Below are 26164 nucleotides of genomic sequence, written 5' to 3'. Positions count from 1 at the left end.
CTCACGCGCTTACCGACACACAGAGGGCGTCATGTCAGCAATATCGCTATTCCCCACAAAGCACGAACTGATTGCGGCCACGGCTGCCGCTGGGGTCGTCGGGCTACTCCCCGGAGTAGTACGGGCTGCGGGCACTGGCGCTCCAATCCGCCCATTCACCGTCGACATCCCGCAGCAGGACATAACTGAGCTTCGCCGGCGCATCGCGGCGACGCGGTGGCCTGATCGCGAAACGGTCAACGACCGCTCGCAGGGTATACAGCTCGCGAAAATGCAGGAGATCGTCCGCTACTGGGGGACCGAGTACGACTGGCGCAAGGCAGAGGCCAAGCTGAACGCCCGCCCGCAGTTCATGACCGAGATCGACGGGCTCGACATTCACTTCATTCACGTTCGCTCGAAGCACGCCAATGCTCTGCCGCTGATCATGACGCATGGCTGGCCTGGCTCCGTGTTCGAGCTGCTCAATACCGTCGGCCCGCTCACGAATCCAATCGCGCACGGCGGAAGCCCGGAGGACGCTTTCGACCTGGTTATGCCCTCGATGCCGGGTTACGGCTTCTCTCGCAAGCCAACGGGCACGGGCTGGAATCCAGACCGCATCGCCCGTGCCTGGGCCGAACTCATGGAGCGCTTGGGATACACCCACTACGTCGCCCAGGGAGGCGACTGGGGTGCTCCCGTTTCCAGCGCGATGGCGCGCCATGCGCCGAGGGGGTTGCTCGGCATCCACATCAACCTGCCGGCAACGATACCGCCCGAGATCGCCGCGGTGCTCGCCGGCGGCGGGCCTGCCCCGGCGGGACTCTCCGAAAAGGAGCGCGCGGCGTTCAGCTCACTTGAAACCTTCTACAAAAAATACCGGGCGTACGCTGCAATGATGGGCTCGCGGCCGCAAACAATCGGCTACCCGTTGACGGATTCTCCGGCCGGGCTCGCGGCATGGATGTACGACTACAACAACGGTGAGCCCGAGCGCCTGCTCAGCAAGGACGAAATGCTGGACGACGTTACGCTGTACTGGCTGACGAACAGCGCGACAACGTCGGCGCGGCTCTACTGGGAGACAATGGGCCAAAGCGTCCTTCTCGCGGCCGCGCAAAAGACGGCCGAAATCTCGCTCCCGGTGGCCATCACGGTGTTTCCGGAGGAGGTCTATCGAGCGCCCGAGACATGGGCCCGGCGCGCCTATCGCAACCTGATCTACTTCAACGAGGTGAACAACGGCGGACACTTCGCTGCCTGGGAGGAGCCAGAACTCTTCTCAGCCGAACTGCGCGCCGCCTTCAGGTCACTTCGGCAGCCGCACTGATCACTTAGGTTTCCATTCGCGATTCGAAAGGATGTCCACATGAAAAAAACTGGAATTATCGTGGCAGCAGTGCTCATCGCCGGAAGCGGTTTGACGCTGCACGTAGCGCAGTCGCAGCAGCCAGGAGTCAAGCGCACCGATCTGCTGCGGCACGATCTGGACGTTTCGGGTCGCGAAGTGATCCAGGTGCGCGTCGACTTCGCCCACGGGGTGGCGTTCCCCCCGCACAGCCATCCCGGCGAAGAAATCGCCTACGTCATCGAAGGCCTGCTCGAATACCGAGTCGAAGGCAAGCCACCGGTGACACTCAAGCCCGGTGAGGCCTTATTCATCCCCGCCGGAGCGATCCACGCGGCAAGGAATGTAGGCAGCGGCAACGCGGCCGAACTCGCCACGTACATCGTCGAAAAAGGTAAGCCGCTCGTGGTGCTGGGTTTGGTAGCGCCCGGTAACTGACCGGAAGCGAAAGCCTGAACGTGCCGAGACAACCAATGGAGAAAAAGGAGATCATCATGAACCAGACTGTGATTGAAAGAGATGTTGCACCTTCCGCAGGAACGGTCGACATGAAGCTCGAAGTCGTTGTTATCCCTGTTTCAGACGTCGATCGCGCCAAGCGCTTCTACGGCGACCTGGGCTGGCGGCTCGACGCCGACTTCATCGTCGGGGATGAATTTCGGGGCATACAGTTCACGCCTCCCGGCTCGCCTGCCTCGATCCACTTCGGCAAGGGGATCCCTTCAGCCGCCCCAGGCTCGGCAACCGGACTCTATCTCGTCGTCTCGGACATTCAGGCGGCACGCGCCGAACTATTAGGTCGTGGTGTCGAAGTGAGCGAAGTGTTCCACCGTGCCGGTCCGGGAAAGCCGGCCATAAGCGGCCCGGATCCGGAGCGGCGCAGCTACTTCACCTACGCCACGTTCAACGATCCGGACGGCAACGAATGGCTGTTGCAGGAGGTCACCACCCGGTTCCCGGGGCGGATCGATTCGAACACGACGAGCTTCGCCTCCGTATCGGATCTGGCGAGCGCGTTCAGGCGCGCGTCGGCCGCTCACGGCGAACATGAGGCGCGCAACGGCGGCCAGCGCGATGAGAACTGGCCGGATTGGTACGCCGAATACATGGTGGCGGAGCAGGCCGGCAAGCCGCTGCCGGTTTGAGCGGCCAAGTCATCGTCAAGAGCTGCACAGTCCTTGTTCCGTCAAGGGCTGTGCGGCCACACAGCGAACGCCGTCACCTGATGGCACGAAGGTGCGGCGATGCAGCCTCACTTCAAAGTCGAACGCATGTTTTCTTTAATGTAAATTCAGCTATCAGAATCAACCCGCTTAGTTCGCCAAACAATACAAAAGTATTGGCGATACCATTGTGCAATAGATTTGTTTCCCAAACATTTGAACTCTGTCTCTGCATCCGAAACAGTCGGGTAAACAATGGAGGACATCATGTCAGCAGCATCACTATCACCGACACGGCGTGAATTGCTTGCGGCCGCGGCTGTCGTTGGGGGCGTCAACATGCTGCCCGGGACGTTGTTCGCGGCGGCAGGCGGTGATTCAATCCACCCTTTCACCGTCAGCTTCCCGCAAGAGGAGATCGACGATCTGCGCCGACGCATCGCTGCCACGCGTTGGCCCGAGCGCGAGTTGGTCTCCGACGAAGCTTCTCGGCGGATCTGGTCGTCCTCGCCGGAAGGTGAAACACAAGGCGTGCAACTTGGCACGATGCAGAAACTCATCGAGTACTGGGGAACCGAGTACGATTGGAGCAAGTGCGAGGCGCATCTGAAGTCGCTGCCGCATTTCATCACCGAGATCGACGGCCTCGACATCCACTTCATCCACGTAAAGTCCAAGCATCAGGGCGCCCTTCCGGTCATCATCACACACGGCTGGCCCGGTTCGGTCATCGAGATGCTGAAGATCATCGATCCGCTCACAAACCCCACGGCCCACGGCGGCACCGCAGCGGATGCATTCGACGTGGTGATCCCGTCGATGCCGGGCTACGGCTTTTCCGGCAAGCCGACCCAAACCGGTTGGGATCCGATACGCATCGCGAAAGCGTGGACCGTGCTGATGAAGCGCCTGGGCTATAACCGGTTTGTCGCACAGGGCGGCGACTGGGGGGCCCTCATCACCGAACAGATGGCTCTGATGGCGCCTCCCGAGCTGATCGCCATCCACACCAATATGCCAGCGACCATTCCGCCCGAGATTGTGAAGGCGCTTGCCGCCGGCAGTCCGCCTCCCGCCGATCTCGGACCCGACGAAAAGCGTGCTTACGAACAGGTCGCCTTTTTCTACAAATTCGGCCTGGGCTACGCCAACGAGATGGCGCTTCGTCCGCAGACGCTCTACGGGACCGTCGATTCACCGGCCGGCCTGGCGTCATGGATTCTCGATCACGATGCGGACAGTTATGCACTGATAGCCCGCTCCTTCGATGGGGAGCCGGAGGGCCTCACCCGTGACGACATCCTCGACAACATCACGCTCTATTGGCTGACCAACACGGCCGTCTCATCAGCCCAACTCTATTGGGAACACCGGCGAACGGCGACGGCGGGCTTCTTTGACGCCAAAGGCATCACCATTCCCGTCGGCGTCAGCGCGTACCCGAGCGAAATCTACACCGCGCCGAAGAGCTGGACCGAGCGCGCGTTCCCGAAGCTCCTGCATTACGGCCGCCCGCCCAAGGGCTGCCATTTCGCGGCATGGGAACAGCCGAAGTACTTCACCGATGAGGTGCGCGCTTCATTCAAGACGTTGCGGACGTGAGGTTGGGCGAGGGTGACGCGCCGGACGGGCGTCGCCCTCCGCAAGGCGAATAACCCGTAGCGAATCTCCAAAGGAGAGACTGCCATGAACCTGCTCACCAAGACGCTTGCCGTGGTCGCAGCGTATATTGTGTTCACCACCGGTGCTTCCGGGCAAAGCACGGTTGTTCCCGTCGACAACGAACCCTCGCCCGAGTTGACGGTGGAGCCGCCGCTTCCGGGTCCGTTGGCCGGGGGCGTGGTGTTCATCCCGTACCGGGTGGAGAACCTGCGCATCCTGCCTGTCGGTGGGCCGGCCGCGCGCAATGTGTCTCCGCGCGTCGGGCATCTGCACCTCACCGTCGACGACCTGCCATGGGCGTGGGCGGACTACGGTCAGAGCGACACCATCATCCTGGTGGGCATGCCGCGCGGACAGCACAAGGTCCTAGTCGAGGTGGTGGACGCCGAAGGTAACGTCTTCACCAAGCAAACGGTGACGTTCCACTCGCCGGGCAAGGAGATTCAGCCATGAAGCTCCACAAGTTGGCGACCGTGCTGGCATTCGGGCTTTGCATCTTTTCCGCCTTGGCCAACGCCAGTGCGGCCGAAGATCGCTCGATCCGGCCCTTCACCGTCGGCATCCCGCAAGCGGCGCTCGAAGACCTTCGTCGGCGCATCGCCGAAACACGGTGGCCGGATCGCGAGACGGTCGATGACCAGTCGCAGGGCATACAGTTGGCGAAGCTGAAGCCGCTCGTCAAGTATTGGGGCACCGGCTACGACTGGCGAAAGGCCGAGGCCAAGCTCAACACCCTGCCTCAATTCATGACAACGATCGACGGCGTGGACATTCACTTCATTCACGTCCGCTCGAAGCATCCCAATGCTTTGCCGCTGATCATGACGCATGGCTGGCCCGGGTCGGTGTTCGAACTGCTCAAGACCGTGGGCCCGCTGGCGGATCCCACAGCTCATGGCGGACGAGCGGAGGACGCGTTCGATCTCGTCCTGCCTTCGATGCCGGGATATGGCTTCTCCGGCAAACCGACAGAGACGGGTTGGGGACCGGATCGCATCGCGCAAACCTGGGCGGAGCTGATGAAGCGCCTGGGTTACACCCGCTACGTCGCACAGGGTGGCGACTGGGGCTCCCCCGTCTCCAGCGCGATGGCGCGCCAGGCGCCGACAGGTCTGCTCGGCATTCATATTAACTTGCCGGCGGTGGTGCCGCCCGAGATTGCCGCGGTGCTCGCCGTCGGCGGGCCAGCGCCAACGGGACTCACGGATAAGGAACGCGCAGCGTTTGACGCGCTCAGCGCTGCAGCCAAGATGGGGAACAGATCCTACGCTACGATGATGGGCACCCGGCCGCAGACGATCGGCTACGCCATCAATGACTCTCCCACAGGCCTCGCGGCGTGGATGCTCGGACATCCGGGCTTCTCACGCTGGACATACGACAACAGCGATCCCGAAAAGTCCCCGGACGAGGTGCTGGACGACATTACTCAGTACTGGCTGAGCGACAGCGCGACCTCAGCAGGGCGGCTGTACTGGGAGTACGGTGGACGCAGCGTTGTTTTTGCGGCCGTGGAGCGGACCCTCGAGATCGCGCTGCCGGTGGCCATCACGGTGTTTCCGGGGGAGAGCTATCGCGCGCCGGAGACATGGGCCCGGCGCGCCTATCCAAACCTGATTTACTTTCATGAGGTCGACAAGGGCGGTCATTTCGCCGCCTGGGAGCAGCCCGAACTGTTTTCCGCCGAATTGCGTGCGGCGTTCCGACCGCTCCGACAAGATTTCTGAGACGCGTACCAGGCCCCAGCCCGGACGCGTTCAACGCTTAACAGGTTAAACCTAAGGAGATCGACATGAGCAGCACCACTCTGACGCATAGCGAAAAACCGATCGAAACTCCCGGAACGCGGACGCTCGACATGAAGCTCGAGGCCGTGGTTATCCCAGTTTCGGACGCAGCACGCTCCAAGCAGTTTTACGAAGGCCTGGGCTGGAGGCTCGACGGCGACTTCGTCGTCGGCGACACGTTCCGGGCGATGCAGTTCACGCCTCCGGGCTCGCCGGCCTCGATCCATTTCGGCACCGGCATCACGCCGGCCGCGCCCGGCTCTGCAAGCGGGCTTTTCCTCGTCGTGTCGGACATTGACGCCGCGCGCGCCGAACTCATTGGCCACGGCGTCGAGGTGAGCGAAGTGTTCCACCGCGCCGGTCCGGGCAAACCAGCGCTCAGCGGCAGGCATCCGGAGCGGCAGAGCTATTCCTCTTACGCAACCTTCAAGGATCCTGACGGCAACGAGTGGCTGCTGCAGGAGGTCACCACCCGGCTCCCTGGCCGGGTCGATTCCAATACGACGGACTATGCTTCGGTAGCGGACCTTGCGGCCGCAATGTGGCGCGCGGCGTTAGCCCACGGCGAGCACGAGAAGCGCAACGGCGGCCAGCGCGACGAGAACTGGCCCGACTGGTACGCCGAGTACATGGTTGCGGGGCAAGCCGGCAAGCCGCTGCCACTTTGAGAAGTTCGGCGCGCGCGTTGTGCCCGCTCCTGTGCGCACGCGATATTTCGATCATACCCAGAGGCGTCATGATGAAAACTATCAGGTTGTTGGTAGCCGCGGTACTCGCGATGGCAATCGGCGCATCGATTGCAGGTTTTCTGGGAGATACGAATATGACGCGGCCCATTACCTCCAATCAGGCAGAGGTTCCGTTCCTTCACGGGCTTTCCACCGGCGCTGTTGCGGGTCAATCCGCGCTTGCTTCTCTCGAGCGTGCGGACGAGTGGATCAATTCACCGCCGCTCTCGGCGTCCGTTTTGCAGGGAAAGGTCGTCCTCATAGATTTCTGGACCTACACCTGCATCAACTGGCTTCGAGCACAACCCTATGTCCGAGCGTGGGAGGAGAAGTATCGCGATCAAGGTTTGGTGGTGATCGGCGTCCATTCACCGGAGTTCTCGTTTGAGAAAGACCTGAACAATGTACGTCGCGCCGCGAAGGATTTGGGAGTTGATTATCCGATCGCCGTCGACAGCGATCATGCCATATGGCGTGCCTTTAACAACCACTATTGGCCAGCGCTGTATTTCATCGATTCACAAGGGCATGTTCGGCATCATCATTTTGGCGAAGGCTCATACGAACAATCGGAAAAGATCATCCAGGAGTTGCTTGCCGAGGCTGGAGCCGGCGGGTTCGACAGTAGGCCCCTGTCGGTAGATGTCCGCGGTATCGAAGCGGCGGCCGATTGGGACAACCTCAAGTCTCCAGAAAATTATCTCGGCCACGCACGCACCCGGAACTTTGCGTCCAGCGGCGAACTGGTCTTGGACGAGCCGGGCAGCTACGAAGTGCCGGAACGGCTACGCGTGAATGAATGGGGGCTATCTGGGGATTGGACGGTAAGGCAGGAGAACGCCGTACTCAATAAGTCCAATGGAAAGCTCGCGTATCGTTTTCACGCACGCGATCTTCATCTCGTCATGGGGCCGGCAGCGACGGGAACTTCCGTGAGATTTCGGGTGCTGATCGACGGACAGCCGCCAGGCGCTGCTCACGGAATTGACATTGACGAAAAAGGCGAAGGCACGGTGACGGAGCAGCGCCTGTACCAACTGATCCGCCAACCGCATCCCATCGTCGATCGCCAGTTCGAGATCGAGTTTCTCGACTCGGATGTGGAGGTCTTCGCGTTCACGTTCGGCTGATTGCCTGCACAACGATAGAGGTTTCCCAAATGCATTCGCTCAATATCCCGGATGGGATCGACCAAGATCGCCGCCGATTCTTAGGCACCGCCGCGATGGCTGTCGCAGCCACTCAGCTCGGTCTGGTCGCTCCGGCAGCAGCACAGCAGGCAACCGAAGAGCCAGCAACACCTTTCGGGCCATTGAATCAGATCGACGCCGGCGTGCTGAGCGTCGGCTATGCCGAGGCCGGTCCCACCGATGGTCCTGCAGTCATTCTCCTGCACGGATGGCCATACGACATCCACACCTATGTCGATGTCGCGCCCTTGCTTGCGTCGAAGGGATACCGCGCGATCGTGCCATATCTGCGCGGTCATGGCACGACGCGCTTTCTTTCAAGTGAGACGGTCCGCAACGGCCAGCAATCGGCGATCGCGCTCGACATCATCGCCTTGATGGATGCTCTGAAGATCGGGAAGGCAACCATCGGCGGTTGTGACTGGGGCGCGCGGACCGCCTGCATTGTCGCGGCGCTGTGGCCGGAGCGATGTAAGGCTCTGGTTTCCGTGAGCGGTTATCTGATCGGCAGCCAGGAGGCCAACAGGATGCCGCTGCCGCCGAAGGCGGAGCTGCAATGGTGGTACCAGTATTATTTCGCAACCGATCGCGGCCAGGCCGGTTACGAGAAATACACGCGCGATTTCGCAAAACTCATCTGGCAGATCGCTTCGCCGAAATGGACCTTCGACAACGCGACCTTCGACCGCAGCGCTGCTGCGTTCGACAATCCGGATCATGTGGCGATCGTGATCCACAATTACCGCTGGCGGCTCGGGCTGGCTGAAGGCGAGCTAGAGTTTAAAGAGCTTGAGCGGCGGCTCGCACAAAGTCCCATAATCACCGTGCCCACGATCACACTCGAGGGCGACGCCAACGGCGCGCCTCATCCGGAGCCCAGTGCCTATGCAAAGAAGTTCTCAGGCAAGTATCAGCATCGGCTGATCGAGGGGAATATCGGTCACAATTTGCCGCAGGAAGCACCGCAGGCCTTTGCTCAGGCAGTGATCGACGTCGAGGGTTTTTGAACGAGGCAAGGCCAAGAGCCGCGAACAAGGGGGACCCATGACAAGGCTTGCAAGACTGTCGCCAAACAGGAATTTTCGCGGTGACCTTTCTCGCCGATCGTTCGATCGGGTTACTGGAGCGAAGATCCCTCGCTGCCGCAGCCTCGATCGTTTACACACAGCGTGTTTGTCGTGGGCTTTTTTTCGCTGGCTGCACTCGCGTCAAACTACCTAAAACGAGGCAGCGATGACATTCCATGCCATGTATCCAAGTACGTGATCGAGACTGCCGACAGCGCAACAAGCGGACTCTGCTGAATGTCGTATGACCCCAAGCGAATTGAGCCGAAATGGCAGCGGTACTGGGACGAAAACGAGACCTTTAGGACGGAGGTCGACCTCGCCAAGCCGAAATTCTATGTGCTGGATATGTTTCCCTATCCATCGGGCGAAGGACTGCATGTCGGCCACCCGGAAGGCTACACCGCGACCGATATTGTTGCTCGATACAAGCGGATGCGGGGATTCAACGTCCTGCATCCCATGGGGTGGGATGCTTACGGTTTGCCAGCAGAGCGCTATGCCGTTCGTACGGGCGTCCATCCGTCGATCACGACCAGGACAAACATCCAAACATTTAAAGGTCAGATCAAGCGCCTCGGCTTCTCTTATGATTGGAGCCGAGAGCTGGCGACCACGGACCCCGGGTTTATTCGGTGGACGCAATGGATCTTCCTAAAGCTGTTCGAACGCGGCCTCGCGTATCAGGCTGACGTGGCCGTGAATTGGTGTCCAGCCCAAGGCACGGTGTTGGCCAACGAAGAGGTCAAGGAAGGCAAATACATCGAGACCGGCGAGCCTGTCGAACGCCGCTCAATGCGCCAGTGGATGTTGAAGATTACAGCGTACGCCGATCGCCTCCTGGCCGACCTGGACGATCTCGACTGGCCTGAGGGCATCAAGGCCATGCAACGCCACTGGATCGGACGGTCCGAGGGTGCGGAGGTTAAGTTTGTCCTCGCGGACAGCGGGGACATCCTCACGGCTTATACCACTCGGCCGGATACCCTTTGGGGGGCGACCTTCATCGTCCTGTCGCCCGAGCACCCTCTCCTGCTGACGGTTACGACATCCGCCCAGCGGGGAGCCGTCAAAGCCTATATCGATCAGGCAAGGACGCTCAGCGCGGTGGAAAGGGCGGAGGAGCGGTCCAGCACGGGGGTGTTCACAGGCGCTTTCGCGATCAATCCTGCGAACGACCTCCAAATTCCAATATGGGTCGCTGACTATGTCCTGATGGGCTATGGCACCGGCGCCATAATGGCGGTGCCCGCACACGATAATCGTGACCATCAGTTCGCCCGCGCCAATGGGCTTTGTATAACCGAAGTTATCAAAGCTCCGGCTGAGGTCGATATTCACACGCGGCCATGGGAAGGCGACGGCTTGCTCGTCAGTTCGGGACCCCTCAGCGGTCTAAAGGGTGCTGAGGCAAAAAAGGCGGCTATCACGTGGCTGGAAGAACGCGGTCTGGGCCAAGGCCGTGTGCAATACCGGCTACGCGATTGGTTGTTTTCGAGGCAGCGGTACTGGGGCGAGCCCTTTCCGATCCTCTACCGGGCAGATGGCGCAATTGTCCCGCTCCCCGAAGACTCCCTTCCGCTGCTGCCACCTGAGCTTGATGAGTACAAGCCAACGGAGAAAGGCGACCCACCTTTGGCAAGAGCCGAAGACTGGGTGCATACAACCGATCCGCACAGCAAGCTGCCGGCTATGAGAGAGACCAACACGATGCCACAATGGGCGGGATCATGTTGGTACTACCTTCGGTTTGCTGATCCCAAAAATGATCACGCGCTGATCGACCCTGAAAAAGAGAAATATTGGCTACCCGTCGATCTCTACATTGGCGGAGCCGAACACGCTGTACTGCACCTGCTGTACGCCCGCTTTTGGCATAAGGTGCTGTTCGACATTGGCGTCGTCTCAACCAAAGAGCCGTTTCAGAAACTCTTCAACCAAGGCATGATTCTCGCCGTATCCTACCGAGATCGCGCCGGAAAATATTACCGTCCCGACGAAGTCATTGAACGTGATGGTCAATGGCTTGCTGATCAAACCTCGGTGACGCAGCAGATCGAGAAAATGTCGAAGTCGAGATTCAATGTCGTGAATCCCGATGAGGTGATCGATGCCTATGGTGCCGACCCCATGCGGCTCTACGAGATGTTCATGGGACCGCTCGATGTCGCCAAGCCTTGGCAAATGTCAGGTGTGGTTGGCGTAAGTCGTTTTCTCAACAGGGCGTGGCGTATCGTCGTGGACGATGAGGACGCATTGAACGCTCAAGTGTGCGACACCGACCCAACTCCGGAGATCCTGCGCCTCCATCACAAGACCGTCCGATGCGTTACGGAAGATATCGAGGCTCTCCGATTTAACACAGCGATCGCCAGGCTTATGGAGATGTCGAACGCATTGATTTCGCTCGAGCATAAGCCTCGTGTTGTGGTCGAAACGTTCGTGCTGCTGCTCGCGCCCTTCGCACCGCATGTGGCGGAAGAACTCTGGAGGCTCCTGGGACACGAAGCGTCACTTGCGTATGCACAGTGGCCGTCATTCGATCCAGTATTGGCGGAGGACGAACTTCGTGAGTATGCCGTTCAGGTCAATGGAAAGCTCCGTCATAGAGTGCTCGCAGATGCCGGCCTGTCCGCTACCAGTCTCCTTGAAACAATCAAGGCTGACGCGCGCGTGACCGAACTGCTTCAGGGGAAACACATAGCGAAGGAAGTCGCCGTGCCTGGCCGGCTCGTCAACTTCGTCGTCGTGGAATGATTGTCGCGACAAACCGGAAGGGCCGCAGTCTATACCCTACCAGCGCGAGGGGCGGCATCAAGTTCGCTTCGTTGCGATTCCTTGCTCGCAAAATGGCTACGCAATTCTTCGACGAGGACACGAGCATTCTCCGAATAGTCGATCGGGACGTCTACCAGATGGACGCCGCCTTCCTTGAAAGCCATCTCCAGCGTTGGAACGAGATCCTCGGCAGCGCCGACGCGGGAACCGCTAGCACCATAGGACTGAGCGTAACGGACGAAGTCGGGATTTCCGAATGTGAGTCCAAAGTCGGGAAATCCATCAACCGCTTGCTTCCAGCGGATCATGCCGTAAGCAGAATCGTTCAGGATCATCACCACTAGATTCAGCTTCAGGCGAACAGCCGTTTCTAGTTCCTGAGAGTTCATCATGAAGCCGCCGTCCCCGCACACGGCCATCACGCGGCGTTCCGGATACAGAAGCGACGCCATGATCGCGGACGGCAGTCCTGCCCCCATGGTCGCCAGCGCGTTGTCGAGAAGCAACGTGTTTGCGTGATGGGTGCGGTAGTTGCGGGCGAACCAAATCTTGTACATGCCGTTGTCCAGGCAGACTATGCCGTCCTCAGGCATAACCGTTCTGACATCATGCACGATGCGCTGCGGCGTGATCGGGAAACGATCCTCCTGACTACGATCATTGATCGAGGCGAGAATGGTCGGCCGAAGCGCTATGATCGAAGTGTCGGCACTGAGCTTGCCATCGAGCCGATCGGCTAAGGCAGTCACCGTCGCGCCGATATCGCCAACCACTTCGGCGTCGGGGTGGAACACCCGTTCGACTGTCGCGGACGTAAACCCGATATGGATGACTTTCGGACCGCCCTCGTCGCGCATGAGGAATGGCGGCTTTTCAACCGTGTCGTGTCCGATGGCGATGATCAGATCCGAAATTTCGATCGCGTCATGGACGTAATCGCGCTCGGAAAGTGCTGCCGTTCCGACATAGAGGTTCGAGCCGCCGTCGACTGCTCCCTTGCCCATCTGCGTGTTAAAGAACGGGATGCGCATCCGCCGCACGAACTCCGAGAGCGGCGCAACCAGGCGGGGGCGATTTCCAGCCGCGCCGATCACGATCAGTGGACGCTTGGCCGCCACTATCATATCCGCCGCACGATAAATCGCGTCCGGATGGGCGACGGGATGTTCAAGCGGATGCACCGGAACGGGTGGAACGAACGGGATCTGCTCGCCAGCGACATCCTCGGGGAGCTCCAGATGAACGGGCCCTGGACGCTCTTCCGCCGCAACCCTGAAAGCATCGCGAACCACGGTCGGAATGCTGCGCGGGCTGACAATTTGCCGCGTCATCTTGGTCAGCGGCCGCATCGACCCGATCACGTCGACGATCTGAAAACGGGCCTGCTTGGCTGTAAGTATTGGCTTCTGCCCAGTGATCATAATCATGGGCATGGCGCCAAGATGGGCGTAGGCGGCGGCAGTCGAAAAGTTGAGCGCGCCGGGCCCGAGCGTCGAAATGCACACGCCTGGCCGCCCTGTCAGGCGTCCATGTGTGGCTGCCATGAAACCGGCGGCCTGTTCGTGTCGGGTGAGGATCAATTCGATATGCGACGTGCGCAGCGACTCCAGGACATCGAGGTTCTCTTCGCCGGGCACACCGAAGACCCGATCCACGCCTTCGTTCTCGAGGGCAGCGACGAGGAGGTCAGATCCCTTTTTCAATTCCAGCGTCCTCGTGCTTGAAGCGTTACCTAAGTGAACGGATCGATCCGGATACGACAGGAACAATATATGGCACTCGCACTATATCAATGGCGGCCGGGCTGGTTCGGCAGGATCGCGTCACGGCCTTGGTGCGGGAGTCATTGCCTCGATACGCATCACCGTCTGCGGTCCATCGAAGCCCTTGTATTCGACCTCGGCCGCGAGCCTCGGCGCAACGGTCCGCCGGGAGATGGCTAGGCACGTAGTTACCCACTGGGCGTAGGCCTCGATGAAATTGGTGAGAAATTTGCGGGTCCTCTCGTTTGCCAGCGCGCCACTCGCATCAAAAATTTCGTCTGCGCGGCCCAAATAGGCTTCAGGTTGCTGCATGACCGGCACATTGAGGAAAACGAACGTCTGGCGGAGATGGTGATTAGCGCCAAACCCGCCTATTGCGCCCGGTGAAACCGTGATTACACCTCCCGGTTTTCCGTCCCAAACGCTTGCGCCTTCTGGACGGGAGCCCACGTCAATCGCGTTCTTGAGCACTCCCGGGACGGACCGGTTGTACTCCGGCGTCACGAACAAGATAGCATCTGACGCTTTGATCCGTTCCCGGAACGCCTGCCACTCCCGCGGCGCGTTCTCGTCGAGATCTTCATTGTAGAGCGGCAGATCACCGATGCCGACAATCTCCAGGCTGAGGTCATTGGGTCCCGTGCGGACAAGCAGCTCGGCTACCTTCCGATTGAGCGAGTTGGCGCGGAGGCTTCCTACCAGAACAGCGACCTTATGGGGCATGGTTGATCTCCTTCTCAATAGCAAGTTGCGGATGTGGCTAGACAGATCGACTTTCCGCGGAGACAAATCTATTGCACCATGGTGTCGGCGATACTTTTGGATTGGTTTGGTGCGGTGAGCAGTCGATCCCGCTCATCAACATAGATACGAGCCGCAATGTGTTAGCAGGGTCTGGAGCATGGGTGCATGCGGGAGGATCGCATGACCGCTATATGCAACTCGACACGGCCGATGCATATGCGCGCTCTCCACGTTCGGCCTTAAAGGTGCGTACCGGTTGTGTGCGAATCCTTGGATTTGCTGATCCGCTCCGCAGGCTAGCAGCCGAACGCGTGCCAGGTCGCGCAGGAAGTCCCCGCGTTTTTCCGAGGTGTCTGGTCCTGGGCGTCAACCCTCTCGATCTCTAACGTGATGGCGGCCACGATCGCCGAGTTACCGGCCTTGGCCATCCCGCCCGGCGGTTCGGTACTTTGGAGATGTGCACCTAATGATCGGCCTCCTTATCGATGCGGGAGAGTTGGAAGTATTGAAGCGGGTCTGCTCAACCAGTCCGTCTTTGAGGGAAATCTCGGCGTCGTAGAGCGCTGCCGTGATGCGGAAGATGATCGCGCCATGGATGGGCCCGGGGACTGTAACGGGGTTGACAACAAGTTCACAATCGACTGCGCCGACACCCGCGTGCTCGAAACTCGCCGTCATTGGGTCACTTCGACTTACGCAACCTGCATCATCTAAGTCGCGAAGACGAACGGGATTGCGCTCCCACAGCTTCACGTAGCTGATGCGGCACGCTGGTCGTGCACACTGATGCCAAAGTATTGGCGACACCATCGTGCAATAGATTTGCCTCCTCACTTGCATGACTCTGTGCATGGCATCCGACCATGCAGACGTGCTCAGTGGAAAGGAAAATCGCGTCATGACACTCTTGTCTCTCACGCAGCTTCTATCAGCGTTTCGCGAATTCGTCGCACCTCGCTACCGGCCGGAGTGCCACTACATGCGCGGCCCCGGACCAGCCTACGAGCGCCGCATGGTCCCGGTCGACGCGAGGCGCGCAATGCCGAGACCGCGCGGCCGATGACGACGCGGTGCCTCGGCGACGAGTACCGTTTGTACCTGCAAGAGCCCAACTTCCACCTCGCGTTGTCAACCGCTGCGCAGCCGGAGAGCGTCCGAAGGCAAATTAGGTCAGCGATATTACGATGAAATCTGCACACGACGTCCCGATCCTCGTCCAGCCAGCCATGGTCCTTGCTCTCGAAGGAGACACCCCGGTCGAAGCATTCAATGTCATGGCTTGCCTGACTGAGATTGAGCTTCTGGTCAAAAACATTTGGGAGCCCAAGATCCGTTTCGATCTGCAGGCCAGCACGGACATGCCGGTCGTGACATGGTGTCGTGCAAGCCTGCAAAGCGCTATCATGCACTTGCTATTCAATGCGCGCGACGCAATACCGGACGGCGGCGTGATCTCGATTGTCGCTGCTCCCCGATATCAGGGGCGCGTCGCGACGGGGATTGAGGTGCGTGTAACCGACAACGGCCTCGGCATGACGAGCAATACGCTGCTCCATGCCATCGATCCTTTTTTCACTACGAAGACGACCGGGTTGGGCGGCCTAGGCTTGCCTATGGTCATGTGTTTCGCCCAGGAGGCAGGAGGACGCCTCCACATCGAAAGCGAACCAGGCGTCGGCACGATCGTGACGTTGTGGTTGCCTATTCACAGGTTAGAAACCGCTTCAGTGGGGGACCGCGCGTCTGATCTCCGGACCGTTCTGACGGCCGCCACGACGAGCTGTCTCCGACCGGTCACCTCGGGCCCAAATGCCTTAGATTGAGGAGTTCCCGCTGTGACGACGCCGAACGTACTGACACCAAGCAAGGTTCTGTTTCTTCTCACCGGCCTTGCAGGATCGCTGCTCATCAGCCTGTCGGCCCAGCTGCCCTCGGCCAATATTGCCGACATCCAGGGAGGCCTATTTTCCACGCCAGACGAGGCATCCTGGATCTTGACGGTCTACAGCATGGCCAGTTTCGCCGGGATCGTCACCTCCGGCCCACTCATCAGGTTCCTCAGCATCGGCCGATATCTCACGGTGAGCGCAAGCACCTTCACGATCACGGCGTTGGCCTGCGCCACAGCCCCCAATATCGGAGTGATGATCGCGACGCGGACAATCCAGGGTTTCGTGGCCGGCGGGTTCGGTCCGGCCGCCTTCGTCGCCGTCTTCATGGTCACGGGCGGGCCGCGACTTCCGTTCGGCGTGACCCTGCTCGCCTTCGTGCTTCTGTTCCCCGGCTCGATAGGACCAGTCCTGGCGGGCTTTGTCGAAGACAGCCTTGGCTGGCAGATGCTGTTCCTGATCCAGGCTGGTTTCGGCGCGACGTTGGCGCTCGCGGCCTGGGCCTGGGTGCCGCGTCAGCCTGATCCGGATTGGTCCGCCCTTAAGACTGATTGGATCGCCGTGGTCCTGCTCTCGCTCGCCCTCGCGACGCTGATGCTTATCCTCAGTCAAGGCACGCGGCGATTCTGGTTCGAGAGCGAAATCATTGTTTGGTGCGGGGCGGCTTGCATCGCCGCATGGGCTGGATTCCTGTTCCTGGTGCGGTTTTCACCAATGCCGATCATACAACCCCGGCTTCTTGCGACGCGCAATTTCGGCATCCCGATCGCCCTCAATCTGGTGTTTCGCGTCGGCCTGGTCGTGACCGCTTATCTCGTGCCGCAGTTCCTCGCAGTCGTGCAAGGCTATCAGCCGCTGGAACTCGCTGAACTGTTCTTATGGGCTGCGATCCCGCAGCTTCTCGCAATTCCGCTGGTCTGGTGGCTCATGCATTGTTTTGACATGCGGGTGGTCATGGCGCTCGGCCTGGCGTTCTGCGCTGTCGGTACGGCCTTGGCTGTTGGTGGCACCGGCCTCTATGCCGCCGAGCAGTTCCGCCCCACCCTTGTCGTCTTTGCGATAGGTCAATTGCTGTTCCTGGGACCAGTCTTGGTCATTGGCACGAGCTCTCTGAAGCCCGCGGACCTTCCGACTGCCTCCGTTGTTTTCAACATAGCGACGCTCGGTGGCACGACCCTCGGGATCGGCCTGGTATCCCATTTCGTAACCGAGCGAGAAAAGTTTCACTCGAGCGTCATTACCGAGAAGGTGTCACTCTACAACGCGCTCGATGCTGATCGTCTGGAGACCCTCGCGGGAGGGTTGGCAAGCCGGCTGGTCGACGACAACGGCACGACGGCACGAGCGGTCGCGCTCTTGGCATCCATTGCACGGCGCGAGGCCTGGGTCCTGGCTTTCAATGACGGCTTCCTTCTGATCGTTGGCGTGTTGCTGATCGGAGCGATCGGGATTGTCGCCATCGGCAGGTCGCCACCTTTGCGGCCGCTTAGCGTCGCCATGGGAGAAATACCATGAAGCTATTGAGCGCTGGCCTGAGCAGTCTTCTCGTAGCCGGGATGGTATTCGTCGCCGCCTCCACTTCGATGGCTCCAGGGCGATGGTTCACAAGTCTGCTTTCGACCACGACCGACAATGCTTACGTGCGTGGCGATGTTACGTCTATTAGTCCCAGGATCAGCGGTTACATCACGGAAGTGGCCATACGTGACAATCAGGCGGTGAAAGCCGGGGACATCCTGTTCCGGATTGATGACGGCGACTACCGTGCCCGGGTTGACCAAGCTGCCGCCGGGGTTGCCATGCAGCGCGCGCTACTGGCCAATCTGACCAGCCGGATCGATTTGCAGCACGCTACTATTGAACAGACACTGGCGGCATTACAGGGCGCCGAAGCCGATGCCACCCGCGCCGCGCGCAACTTTCGGCGCACTCAACAACTGAACAAGGGCGGCTGGGCTTCGCAGTCTATAAGCGATCAGACGGAAGCGGACCATCTCCGGGCGCGTGCCAAGATCGCTGAAGCGCAGGCAAATCTGGCCGCCGCTCGGCAGCAGATGCATGTGCTAGAGACCCAGCGCCCGCAGCTTGAGGCCGATATAGCCGCAGCTGCGGCGGCTCTTACGCTGGCAGAAATCGAACTCGAAAGTACCGTCGTGCAGTCGCCCGCGGACGGCTGGGTCGGCGAACGCGAGGCCAGAGTTGGGCAGTATGTCCGCGCGGGCACTCTGCTGGTCGCGGTCGTGCCTCGAAACTTCTGGGTTGTAGCCAATTTCAAGGAGACGCAGATCCCGGCGCTGCGGATCGGCGACAGTATTGCAATCTCAATCGACGCGATCCCCGGGAGAGAGTTCAGGGGGCGGGTCGAGAGCTTCTCACCAGCCAGCGGAGCACAATTTGCGCTCCTACCACCGGACAACGCGACCGGCAATTTCACCCGAATTGTTCAGCGCATTCCAGTCAAGATCACTTTTGACGCGGGGCAGCCGGACCTTGATCATCTGCGGCCCGGTATGTCAGCGGTGGTGGCTCTGTCACTAGGCAACCATCCCGGAGTACAGAATCGAACCTCGGCGGCGCAAATCGATGATCCCGAAAGCTCAGGCAGCTCCGTGCGACCTGGCAATCCACGATGACGAATTGTGGTCGAGAAAGAGGATATCAAGGCCTTCGCTGCCAAATTCGATCCGCAGCCTTTCCATCTGGATGAAGCGGCGGCGCATGAAACGATCTTCGGCGGATTGGCGGCGAGCGGCTGGCATACCGCGGCCATGACAATGCGTCTCCTGGTAGACAGCGAAATCAAGCCGGCGGGCGGGATCGTGGGTGCTGGGTTCGACGAATTCCGCTGGCCGCGTCCGGTGCGACCCGGGGACGAACTGCGTCTTGAGAGCGAGGTTCTCGATGCGCGACCGTCGCAGTCGCGCCCTCGCCAGGGTCTAATCAAAGTGCGCACGACCACGCTGAACCAGATCAATGAACCCGTGCAGATCATGATCGCCAGTTTGGTCGTGTTGCGCCGGCCAGAAGAGATCGCGAATTGCTATCTGGCAACGAGGGTTCGCTCGCTGCGCAAACAATCCAAAGGTATTGCCAACACCATTGTATAATAGTTTTTCCTGCGCTGGCAGTCGATCCTTGTGGCGCATTCGAACAGATCGGGTGGACACAGAAGGCGACATGTCAGTCCGAATCCAGATCGCCATCGCGCCCAGGAACGCGGTTCAGTTCATGGCCGAGGATTCAAGGATCTCCACCACGCGATGGTCATAGCCCGCGACGTCGTATTTGCTCGATAGCGGAGAGCGCGCATGTGCGTCTGCGTAACGCCGCGGCACATCGCCAATCGTAGATGAGGAGAGACATCATGGCCTTTATCATTAAAGTCAATGGTCAGACGCATAGCGTAGATGTCGACGACGACACTCCTCTGTTGTGGGTACTGCGCGACGTGCTTGGCATGACCGGCACCAAATTCGGCTGCGGCCTGGCGCTCTGCGGCGCGTGTACGGTGCATGTCGACGGCGTCGCCACCCGTTCCTGCATCACGCCGATCGACAGTATTGGCGAGGCCCGGATCACCACCATCGAGGCCATCGGCGCGACGGCGGAGGGCGCAAAGATCCAGAAGGCCTGGCTCGATCGAGAGGTCGTTCAGTGCGGCTACTGCCAGTCCGGCCAGATCATGTCTGCTGCGGAACTCCTCGCTTCCAACCCCAATCCAACCGATGCCGATATCGACGATGCGATGTCCGGCAACATTTGCCGTTGCGGGACCTACGTCCGCATTCGCGAGGCCATCAAGCAGGCCGCGGCGAGCTGAGAGGGAGGTAGCCATGATAATCGACCAACAGACGTCTCAAGCCTCCGTCCGGGATGAACTGCCATCGGTAAATACTCTCTCCCGACGCAGCTTTCTCCGGGCCGGCGCTGCTGCGGGCGGAGGTCTCATGCTGGGTTTCAGCCTGCCGTTCGCTACCGGCGAAGCCGAAGCGGCTGCCGGCGATGTTTTCGCGCCGAACGCCTTCGTACGCATCGGCAGTGATGGCAAGATCTCCCTGATCATGCCTTACGTCGAAATGGGTCAAGGCACCTACACGGCGATCCCGATGCTGATCGCTGAAGAGCTGGAGGTGGACCTCAAACAAGTGCAGCTGCAGCACGCTCCGCCCGATGAAAAGCTCTACATGAACCCATTGCTGGGAATTCAGGCGACGGGAAACTCGAACGCGATCCGCGGGGCATGGGAGCCGCTGCGCCAGGCCGGTGCGGCCGCTAGGACCATGCTCGTGGCCGCGGCTGCGGACCGCTGGAAAGTCGATCCGGCGACCTGCCGCGCCGAAAGCGGCGAAGTGGTTCACGCGGCGACCGGGAGACGTCTTGGCTATGGAGAACTCGCCGCCGATGCGGCCCGCATGCCGGTTCCCCCAAGCATCGAGCTCAAGCGACCTGAAGATTTCAGGCTGATCGGCACCCCGGTGAAGCGTCTCGACACGCCCGCGAAAGTAAACGGAACAGCGGTCTTCGGCATTGATGTTCGCCCGCCCGGAGTGAAGGTCGCGACTCTTGCGCAGTCGCCGGTGTTCGGCGGCCGCGTGAAGAGCATCGATGATGCCGCCGCAAGCGCCGTCAATGGCGTGCGTCAGATCGTGAGGCTCGATGATGCCGTCGCCGTGGTTGCTGACCACATGGGCGCCGCCAAAAAGGGCCTTGAGGCGCTGGTGATCGAATGGGACGACGGGCCGCACGCCGGGCTCACCACCGAAGCGATTGCCGCCGAGCTCGAACAGGCGTCGCTCAAGTCGGGAGCCGTTGCGGAAAACATTGGCGACGTCGACCGGGGGATGGCGGAGGCCGTCACCAAAGTCGACGCAATCTACCAGCTTCCGTTCCTCGCGCACGCGACGATGGAACCGATGAACTGTACCGTCCACGTGCGCAAGGACGGCTGCGAAATCTGGGTCGGCACCCAGGCGCTCGCGCGGGCTCAGGCAACCGCGGCGCAGACTGCGGGCCTCCCGCTGGACAAGGTTGTCGTGCACAATCACCTGATCGGCGGCGGTTTCGGCCGCAGGCTCGAGGCAGACTGGGTCGCTCGCGCTGTCGAGATCGCCAAACACGTCGACGGTCCCGTCAAGGTCGTGTGGACGCGCGAAGAAGACATCCAGCACGACATGTATCGGCCCATGTTCGCCCACCGGATGTCGGCCGGCCTCGACGGCAATGGAATGCCGGTCGCCTGGAACAACCACTATGCCGGCTCGTCGGTCATCGCGAGATACCTGCCGCCAGCGTTCAACAATGGTCTCGATCCAGACACGACCGAAGGTGCCATCGATCTCGTCTACAATCTCCCGAATCTGCGCGTCGAATACGTGCAGGTGGAGCCGCCTGGCATTCCGACCGCGTTCTGGCGCAGCGTCGGACCGTCGCGCAATGTCTTCGTGACCGAAAGCTTCATGGACGAGCTGGCGGTGGCGGCGAAACAGGACCCGGTCGCATACAGGCTCGCGCTGCTCGACAAGACGCCCCGAGCAAGGGCCGTACTCGAGCTTGCCGCCGACAAGGCGGGCTGGGGAGAGAAGCAGCCGCCACGGGTCGGCCGGGGGGTCTCGGTACAGAACGCATTTGCAACTTACATGGCACTGATTGCCGAGGTCGAAGTGGCGAAGGATGGCGCAGTGCGCGTTCGGCGCGTCGTCTGCGCGGTCGACTGCGGCACCGTCGTTAATCCCGACACCGTCGAGGCCCAGATTCAGGGCGCGATCATGTTCGGCATCACCGCGGCGCTTTACGGCGAGATCACGCTCAGGAACGGTCGTGTCGAGCAGACCAATTTCGACAGCTACCAGATCCTGCGCATGAACGAGGCGCCGGCTGTCGAGGTGCACATCGTTCAGAGCTCCGAAGCGCCTGGCGGCATGGGCGAGGCAGGAACTTCATGCATTGTCCCCGCCGTCGCCAATGCGATCTTCGCGGCCACGGGTAGGCGCCTGCGAACGCTACCCGTCGACACCACCGCTTTGAAGCAGCCGGCATGAACGGAAACACGGCATGATCGACATCAGCAATTGCGATTCTTTCGTTCATCGTGACTTAAGCACGTCGTCAAAGTTTAACTTTAGGTGCCAAGTAGAGACCGGAAAGGAGTATCGCCATGGTCACACGCGGTTTTATCGGTAGGCCGGGCAATACCGATCAGGCTACCCGTCTTCCGCCTGGTCAACATGTCGTCACAGACTTTCCAGTCTTGTCAGCAGGGCCGACGCCCCGGATCAGAACCGAGGATTGGACATTCACCCTCAAAGTCGGACCACGCATTGTGACGAAATGGAACTGGGCTGAGTTTCATGCTCTGCCGCAGACCAAAATGACGCGGGACATCCATTGCGTGACGACCTGGTCGAAGTTCAACACCTTTTGGGAAGGTGTACTGATCGACGATCTTCTGGCCGCGGCCAATCTTGAGGCGCCGACCGCCTACACGCTCGCGCATTCTTATGAAGGCTACTCCACCAACGTGCCATCAGCCGACCTCCTTGTTGGCAAGGCGATGGTGGCAACCAAGTACGCCGGCCAACCCCTTGCGGCCGAGCATGGCGGACCGGCGCGGCTGCTTGTGCCGCATCTCTATTTCTGGAAATCCGCGAAATGGGTGAATGCGCTGCAGTTCACCGAGCGCGATGAACTCGGTTTCTGGGAATTGCGCGGCTACCATCGCTACGGCGACCCTTGGCGCGAACAGCGCTACACAAACGATTGACGCGCCGATGCACTGGCAAAGCGCTATCATCACGCGGATAGAGAAGCTGTCGCCGCGCGTGAAAAGCTTCTTCTTTCGCCTTCCGGAGCCCATTTCGTTCCGGCCCGGTCAGCATCTTGTGCTACGGCTGACCGCACTAGACGGTTATCGCGCCCAACGCAGCTACTCGATCGCTTCCGCGCCCGGGCCTGGTAAGGCCGAAGAGCTCGAACTCACGATTGAAAGATTCGACGACGGCGAGGTCTCACCATTCATGCATGACGCCGCGCAGGTGGACGATGAAATCGAGCTGGGCGGCCCGATCGGTGGACACTTCAACTGGAGCCCTGAGGATGGCGGCCCCGTGCTTTTCATTGGCGGCGGCTCAGGCGTGGTGCCCTTCATGTCGATGCTGCGCCACCGGGCAGCGATCGGGTCGAGGGTTCCAGTTGCTCTGGTTTTCTCAGCGCGATTGCGTGAGGATTTGCTGTTCTTCGACGAACTATCGGAATTGGCTGCCTTCGACGATGGCTTTAGCCTGATGGTGACGCTGACGCGGGAGGCCGTCGCGCACTCATTCCGGGCTGGACGCATTGATGCCGCTTTCATCGCGGGCGTTGTCTCGGCCATGAAGATGCCGCTGCGCCATGTGCTGATTTGTGGTTCAGATCCGTTCGTGGAGACGGCGGCCGAAGGAACGATCGCGGCCGGAATAGATTCGGCCTTGATCAAGACTGAACGCTACGGGAGTTGACCGGGCGGTCCCAAAACTCCTTCGAATCTCGTGCAAGAAATAGCGAGTCAGCCGAAGTCGGCCCTCTAGAAATTGGACGTGCCCGAGCGGCAGGCGGACCGTCCGGATGGATTCCGACGGAAAACTCAAGCTCCAGGCACTACCCGGTTTCTCAACCGATATCGGGTATTCGCCAAGCCGGCCGCGCCGGTGGGAGTGAGCACTCCAACGTACAACAGACTCACCAGGCTTTCTTCGGGATTGGCCTCGGCGCTGCCGCCAGTGCAAGGGCCTTCAAGGTCAGCATGGAGGAGGCGCCGACGGCCAGGCCTCTGGTGAGGCGGAGGATCTCGCGTCGGCTGTAGTTCATGGTTTACGCGAGATTGATTTACGCTGTGGCTGCAGTCGATCTTGGCGGCGATCACGAGCGAACCTGGCGCCGCTCAGGCGGCGATCGCCTCGTCGACCGACTATGCGATCAGGTTCGCCTGGAACAGAGGGTCCGGCCCAAACCCACGAAGCCACCTCGAACGAGCTCGCAGTCTTGGGAGGCGCGCAGGCTCTTCCCGCGTTCCTCTGTTGCCTGGAAGCCCCAGCCAGAGCCGTCACTGAGTCCCCACGGCGAGAACGATTTTTCCGTGCGGCGGAGGACGCCGGCCCTCCAAAATGTAGTGAGCCTCGCGGGCGTCCGCGAGCGGCAGGACGGCGCCTACCCGTGTTCTCAGATTGCCGCGGTTGATCAGCTCGGTGAGTTCTGTCAGGTGCCTGGTTGTGACTTTGACCAGGAAGAAGGTCGCATCGACGCCGCGATTCTTTGCAAGCTCCTGATCGGGTTGGGACACGGCCGAAATCAGCTTGCCGCCGTGGCGCAGGACCTGGAACGAGCGGTTCTGCGTATCGCCGCCGACGAGATCGAGGACTGCGTCCACATCCCGGGCCGCGTCCTCGAAGCGCTCGGTCTGAAAATCGACCACCGTGTCTGCCCCAAGCTCGCGCACAAACGCAACTTTGTCGGTCGCTGCCGTTGTGATGGTCCGAATGCCGGCACGGCGGGCGAGTTGCACCGCGTACGCCCCAACGTTGCCTGCGCCTCCGTGTATGAGCACGGTCTGGCCTGCTGTGAGCTGCGCCTCGTCGAACAGTCCCTGCCAGGCGGTTACCGCGATTACAGGAACTGAGGCCGCTTCAACGTGCGTGAGAGTGGTCGGCTTGTGGGCAATCATGCTCACCGAAGCCAGCGCATATTCGGCGTAAGCGCCAATGAAGCGCGGATTAGTGACGCCATAAACCTGATCGCCGACGCGCAGGCCGGTGACGCCCGGCCCGACGGTCTCGATCTCTCCTGACAGGTCGGAACCCAGCGTGAGGGGAAGCGGTTGCGGAAGCACGCTCCTTCCGCCTCTGATCCAGCCATCCCACGGCCCTACCCCGGCGGCATGGACTTTGACGAGGACTTCTCCGGGGCCCGGACTGGGCACGGGAACGCGATCGAACTGCATCATTTCCGGAGGGCCGAACTCATGTATGCGCCAAGCCTTCATAGACGTGCCGACTTGGCCCCGGGCTTCTTCATGAGAGATGCTGATTGTCGTCATCGGATGCTCCTTGCATCTGTCGTGTCTTGGCAGATCTCACGCACCATCAGCTGCGGCCAGCGGCGTGGCGCGGAAGCTGATCGCCAGGCGGTTGAAGGCGTTCATCAGGCCGATCGCGATCGTCAAATCAGCGAGTTCCTTTTCGCCGAACGTAGCGCGAGCCTCGGCATAGGCCTCCTCGGGCACATGCGTGTCGCTGACCCGAGTGAGCACTTCGGCCCACTTCAGTGCCGCCTTCTCCTGGCTGCTGAACAGGCGCCCGGCCTCATCCCAGGCCGGGACGAGCACGAGCTTCTCGACCGGCACGCCCGCCTTGAGCAGGTCGCGGCTGTGCATGTCGATGCAGTAGGCGCAGCCATTGATCTGCGAGATGCGAAGATAGACAAGTTCGATCAGGGCTGCCGGCAATCCGCTCTGGGCAACATAGCCGTAGACGGCGCCGAGAGCCTTCATGCCACCCGGAGCGGCGGCCGCATAGTTCATGCGCTGGGGCATGGTGGCGGTCCTTACTGCTGCTGCGGGATGGTCAGTGTGTCTGTGGGATCGGTGATAAAGACGGCGAGCAAGCTTGCCGGTTCGGTGGCGCTGGCGTTCTCACTCACCCTGTGGTGCGAGCCAGGGTTCTCGTAGAAGCCCTCGCCGACCTGGTAGACTTTGGCGGGTTCGCCATCGACCTGGCTGCGAATAGCGCCAGAAAGTACATGGGCGTAGATGAAAGCGGACTTGGTATGGAAATGGGGCGCCGACTTGCCGCCGGGCGGGTAGATCACCTCAACAGCGATCAGGCTCTTGCCTGGGATGTTCGGGATGGCGCGCTCGAAGACAGGCCTCACCGTCTCATCGAAACCCTGCGCTCCTATTTTCTGGGAGACAGGAATCACCGTCTTGTGCTCCGGCCCGTTGGCGTACAGGGTTGTACTGGCGAGTGCGACTGCGATGCCCGCTGCGCCGATGAAACCCGTTAACTTGATCATTCTCATTGTTTTGTCCTCATGT

General features: G+C 60.6%; 24 protein-coding genes. 19 read left to right on the top strand and 5 right to left on the bottom strand.

Annotation, left to right across the window (positions count from 1 at the left end; translation table 11 throughout):
* Positions 1-31: 31 nt before the first annotated feature.
* The 10 genes from AC0L3D_RS01960 (at position 32) to leuS (ending at position 11684) form a co-directional block, all read left to right on the top strand.
* On the top strand, positions 32-1312 hold the full coding sequence (locus AC0L3D_RS01960) for an epoxide hydrolase family protein (protein WP_287179934.1): 1281 nt from the start codon (positions 32-34) through the stop codon (positions 1310-1312).
* A gap of 39 nt (positions 1313-1351) precedes the next feature.
* Positions 1352-1768: a cupin domain-containing protein gene (locus tag AC0L3D_RS01955; RefSeq protein ID WP_473642868.1), complete on the top strand. Its 417-nt coding sequence runs from the start codon at positions 1352-1354 to the stop codon at positions 1766-1768.
* Positions 1769-1824: 56 nt separating this feature from the next.
* On the top strand, positions 1825-2475 hold the full coding sequence (locus AC0L3D_RS01950; protein ID WP_473642939.1) for a VOC family protein: 651 nt from the start codon (positions 1825-1827) through the stop codon (positions 2473-2475).
* A 285-nt stretch (positions 2476-2760) separates the two neighbouring features.
* Positions 2761-4095 carry an epoxide hydrolase family protein gene (locus AC0L3D_RS01945; protein WP_128173997.1) on the top strand — a complete coding sequence of 445 codons (1335 nt, stop codon included), beginning with the start codon at positions 2761-2763 and terminating at the stop codon, positions 4093-4095.
* An 84-nt stretch (positions 4096-4179) separates the two neighbouring features.
* A complete protein-coding gene (locus AC0L3D_RS01940; RefSeq protein ID WP_473642866.1) occupies positions 4180-4608 on the top strand; it encodes a DUF6130 family protein in 429 nt (142 codons plus the stop codon).
* Complete coding sequence (locus AC0L3D_RS01935; protein WP_473642864.1) at positions 4605-5882, top strand: epoxide hydrolase family protein; 1278 nt, start codon at positions 4605-4607, stop codon at positions 5880-5882. The genes AC0L3D_RS01940 and AC0L3D_RS01935 overlap by 4 nt, the downstream gene beginning before the upstream one ends.
* A 65-nt stretch (positions 5883-5947) precedes the next feature.
* Positions 5948-6610 carry a VOC family protein gene (locus AC0L3D_RS01930; protein ID WP_473642862.1) on the top strand — a complete coding sequence of 221 codons (663 nt, stop codon included), beginning with the start codon at positions 5948-5950 and terminating at the stop codon, positions 6608-6610.
* A 68-nt stretch (positions 6611-6678) separates the two neighbouring features.
* Positions 6679-7800 carry a thioredoxin family protein gene (locus tag AC0L3D_RS01925; protein ID WP_473642860.1) on the top strand — a complete coding sequence of 374 codons (1122 nt, stop codon included), beginning with the start codon at positions 6679-6681 and terminating at the stop codon, positions 7798-7800.
* 29 nt (positions 7801-7829) lie between these two features.
* A complete protein-coding gene (locus tag AC0L3D_RS01920) occupies positions 7830-8867 on the top strand; it encodes an alpha/beta fold hydrolase (protein WP_473642858.1) in 1038 nt (345 codons plus the stop codon).
* Between the two features lie 297 nt (positions 8868-9164).
* The gene (leuS, locus tag AC0L3D_RS01915) at positions 9165-11684 is read left to right on the top strand and encodes a leucine--tRNA ligase (protein WP_473642856.1); all 2520 of its coding nucleotides are present in this window, start codon (positions 9165-9167) and stop codon (positions 11682-11684) included.
* A 29-nt stretch (positions 11685-11713) separates the two neighbouring features.
* Here the strand turns inward: leuS and AC0L3D_RS01910 are convergent, their stop codons facing one another.
* Both AC0L3D_RS01910 and AC0L3D_RS01905 read right to left on the bottom strand, forming a co-directional pair.
* Positions 11714-13408: an acetolactate synthase large subunit gene (locus AC0L3D_RS01910; protein ID WP_128174025.1), complete on the bottom strand. Its 1695-nt coding sequence runs from the start codon at positions 13406-13408 to the stop codon at positions 11714-11716.
* 120 nt (positions 13409-13528) lie between these two features.
* A complete protein-coding gene (locus AC0L3D_RS01905) occupies positions 13529-14191 on the bottom strand; it encodes an NADPH-dependent FMN reductase (RefSeq protein ID WP_128174002.1) in 663 nt (220 codons plus the stop codon).
* 919 nt (positions 14192-15110) lie between these two features.
* Between AC0L3D_RS01905 and AC0L3D_RS01900 the strand changes: the two genes are divergently transcribed.
* From AC0L3D_RS01900 to AC0L3D_RS01860, 9 genes are all read left to right on the top strand, one after another.
* Positions 15111-15275 (top strand): hypothetical protein, encoded by a 165-nt coding sequence (locus tag AC0L3D_RS01900; RefSeq protein ID WP_473642854.1) that lies wholly within the window; start codon positions 15111-15113, stop codon positions 15273-15275.
* 121 nt (positions 15276-15396) lie between these two features.
* On the top strand, positions 15397-16035 hold the full coding sequence (locus AC0L3D_RS01895) for a sensor histidine kinase (RefSeq protein WP_473642852.1): 639 nt from the start codon (positions 15397-15399) through the stop codon (positions 16033-16035).
* A 12-nt stretch (positions 16036-16047) separates the two neighbouring features.
* Complete coding sequence (locus AC0L3D_RS01890) at positions 16048-17616, top strand: MFS transporter (protein WP_287362982.1); 1569 nt, start codon at positions 16048-16050, stop codon at positions 17614-17616.
* The gene (locus AC0L3D_RS01885) at positions 17613-18734 is read left to right on the top strand and encodes an HlyD family secretion protein (protein WP_023801692.1); all 1122 of its coding nucleotides are present in this window, start codon (positions 17613-17615) and stop codon (positions 18732-18734) included. The genes AC0L3D_RS01890 and AC0L3D_RS01885 overlap by 4 nt, the downstream gene beginning before the upstream one ends.
* A gap of 6 nt (positions 18735-18740) precedes the next feature.
* On the top strand, positions 18741-19208 hold the full coding sequence (locus AC0L3D_RS01880) for a MaoC family dehydratase (protein ID WP_023801693.1): 468 nt from the start codon (positions 18741-18743) through the stop codon (positions 19206-19208).
* 257 nt (positions 19209-19465) lie between these two features.
* A complete protein-coding gene (locus AC0L3D_RS01875) occupies positions 19466-19921 on the top strand; it encodes a (2Fe-2S)-binding protein (protein ID WP_023801694.1) in 456 nt (151 codons plus the stop codon).
* Between the two features lie 13 nt (positions 19922-19934).
* Positions 19935-22139, top strand: coding sequence for a xanthine dehydrogenase family protein molybdopterin-binding subunit (locus AC0L3D_RS01870; protein WP_128174005.1), 2205 nt, complete (start codon positions 19935-19937; stop codon positions 22137-22139).
* Between the two features lie 116 nt (positions 22140-22255).
* Positions 22256-22861, top strand: a complete 606-nt coding sequence (locus AC0L3D_RS01865; protein ID WP_031255890.1) for a sulfite oxidase-like oxidoreductase — start codon at positions 22256-22258, stop codon at positions 22859-22861.
* Between the two features lie 7 nt (positions 22862-22868).
* Complete coding sequence (locus AC0L3D_RS01860) at positions 22869-23594, top strand: ferredoxin reductase (protein ID WP_287237839.1); 726 nt, start codon at positions 22869-22871, stop codon at positions 23592-23594.
* A 584-nt stretch (positions 23595-24178) separates the two neighbouring features.
* Here AC0L3D_RS01860 and AC0L3D_RS01855 read toward each other — a convergent pair.
* From AC0L3D_RS01855 to AC0L3D_RS01845, 3 genes are read right to left on the bottom strand one after another with little or no spacing between them, the layout of a single operon-like run.
* Positions 24179-25168 carry an NADP-dependent oxidoreductase gene (locus AC0L3D_RS01855; protein WP_373420453.1) on the bottom strand — a complete coding sequence of 330 codons (990 nt, stop codon included), beginning with the start codon at positions 25166-25168 and terminating at the stop codon, positions 24179-24181.
* Positions 25169-25204: 36 nt separating this feature from the next.
* A complete protein-coding gene (locus tag AC0L3D_RS01850; RefSeq protein WP_031255892.1) occupies positions 25205-25663 on the bottom strand; it encodes a carboxymuconolactone decarboxylase family protein in 459 nt (152 codons plus the stop codon).
* Between the two features lie 11 nt (positions 25664-25674).
* Positions 25675-26148, bottom strand: a complete 474-nt coding sequence (locus AC0L3D_RS01845) for a cupin domain-containing protein (RefSeq protein WP_023801702.1) — start codon at positions 26146-26148, stop codon at positions 25675-25677.
* Positions 26149-26164: the final 16 nt, after the last annotated feature.

It is taken from the genome of Mesorhizobium sp. WSM4837, assembly GCF_055811435.1.
This window is presented reverse-complemented; position numbering and strand designations above follow the sequence as displayed.